Genomic DNA, 1904 nt, shown 5'->3' on the forward strand with positions numbered 1-1904 from the left:
GAGTTCGCCATCCAAGCCACTCTTTCAGCCGAACAACTGGTACTCAACTTGAATTCCGGGTCACACTCCTGCACCACGCGCAGCCGTTACGGCTCATCCATTGACTCAGGGTCAACAATGAAAACCACCCTCGACGAACTGCTCGCTTTCACTACGGTAGTCGATAGCGGCTCAATTACCGCAGCGGCCGAGCAACTTGGGCAAACGACCTCGGGGGTTAGCCGCGCGCTGAGCCGGCTGGAAGAAAAGCTCGAAGTCACCTTGTTGCAACGCACCACGCGGCGCCTGGAGTTGACCGAAGAGGGCCAGGCCTTTTTGCACCAGGCGCGCAAAATCGTCGCCAGCGTGGAAGAAGCCGAAGAGCAGATGGCCCTGCGCCGCCAACGCCCGGCCGGGCGCCTGCGGGTCAACGCCGCCTCGCCGTTTGTCCTGCACGTGATCGTGCCACTGGTGCCAGGCTTTCGCGCGTTGTATCCGGAGATTGAGCTGGAACTGCACAGCAGCGACCAGATCATCGACCTGATCGAACAGCGCACCGACCTGGCCATCCGTATCGGCCCATTGCGCGACTCCACCCTGCATGCGCGGCCACTGGGCAGCAATCGACTGCGGATGTTGGCCAGTCCCGGCTACATCAACGCCCATGGCCACCCCACTAGCGTGGAAAACCTAAGCGAACACAGTCTGCTCGGCTTTACCCAGCCCGACAGCCTTAACCAATGGCCGCTGCGCCATGCCATGGGGCTGAATTGGCCGATCACGCCGAGCATCAAAGCCTCCAGTGGCGAGACGCTGCGGCAACTGGCCTTGGAGGGCACGGGAATTGTTTGCCTAGCGGACTTTATGACGGCGCAGGACCGCGCCGAGGGAAGGTTGGTGCAGGTGTTGGAAGCGCACACCGTAGATGTGCAACAACCGATTCACGCGGTGTACTACCGCAACACCGCGCTGGCCTCGCGGATCACCTGTTTTCTCGATTACGTCAGTGAGCAGATGAAGCTGTAACAATCCGTCTTCCCTGCGCAGGCGCGCGGTGGAGAAATCGCGACGCAAAATGGCTCAGGCAAAGATGTTCGTGGGGACATCCTGGGTCCCCGCCTGCGCGGGGACGACGGTGGAGGGGGAATGGCGCGCTTAGTCCGCAGCCAGCTGATGCGCGCCCTGCTTCTGGCGCTTATAGGCCAACGCCGCCGCCGACACCGGCGATACCCGCCCGGTCTCGACCCAGGTCTTCAAACGCCCGGCATCAGCGATATGGGTGTATTTGCCAAACGCGTCCAGCACCACAAACGCCACCGGGCGGTTGTTCATGGTAGTGCGCATCACCAGGCAGTGGCCGGCTTCGTTGGTAAAGCCGGTTTTGGTCAGCTGGATGTTCCAGTTGGCTTTGTAGATCAGGTGGTTGGTGTTGCGAAAGCCCAGGGAGTAGTTGGGCTTTTTAAAGCTGGCGGTGGTTTCCGGCGTCGTGCTGAGCTGGCCGAGCAGCGGGTATTGCTGGCTGGCGCGTAGCAGTTTGACCAAGTCGCTGGCGCTGGAGACGTTACGCTCCGACAAGCCAGTCGGTTCGACATAACGGGTGTGGGTCATGCCCAGGGCGCGGGCTTTGGCGTTCATGGCGTTAACAAAGGCGGTGACACCGCCTGGGTAGTGATGGGCCAGGCTGGCAGCCATGCGGTTTTCCGAAGACATCAGCGCCAGCAACAACATCTCGTGGCGGGTGGCCAGGCTGCCGACTTTGACCCGGGAAAACACCCCACGCATCTCGGCCACGTCCTGAATCTTCACCGGCAGCACTTCTTCCATCGGCAGTTTGGCGTCCAGGGTAACCATGGCGGTCATCAGCTTGGTGACCGAAGCGATAGGCACCACTTTGTCCGGGTTGCTGGAATACAGCACTTCGTTGG

At 61.0% G+C, this 1904-nt stretch carries 2 protein-coding genes; one reads left to right on the forward strand and one right to left on the reverse strand.

Translation table 11 applies throughout. The features are described 5' to 3' along the window. Positions 1–117: 117 nt before the first annotated feature. Complete coding sequence (locus AAAB16_RS16990; protein WP_340664383.1) at positions 118–1005, forward strand: LysR family transcriptional regulator; 888 nt, start codon at positions 118–120, stop codon at positions 1003–1005. Between the two features lie 129 nt (positions 1006–1134). Here AAAB16_RS16990 and pbpG read toward each other — a convergent pair. Continuing rightward, the coding region (gene pbpG, locus AAAB16_RS16995; RefSeq protein WP_340664382.1) for a D-alanyl-D-alanine endopeptidase at positions 1135–1904 on the reverse strand (770 nt) is incomplete at its 5' end.

It is taken from the genome of Pseudomonas sp. (genome assembly GCF_037994325.1).
Classification (GTDB): domain Bacteria; phylum Pseudomonadota; class Gammaproteobacteria; order Pseudomonadales; family Pseudomonadaceae; genus Aquipseudomonas.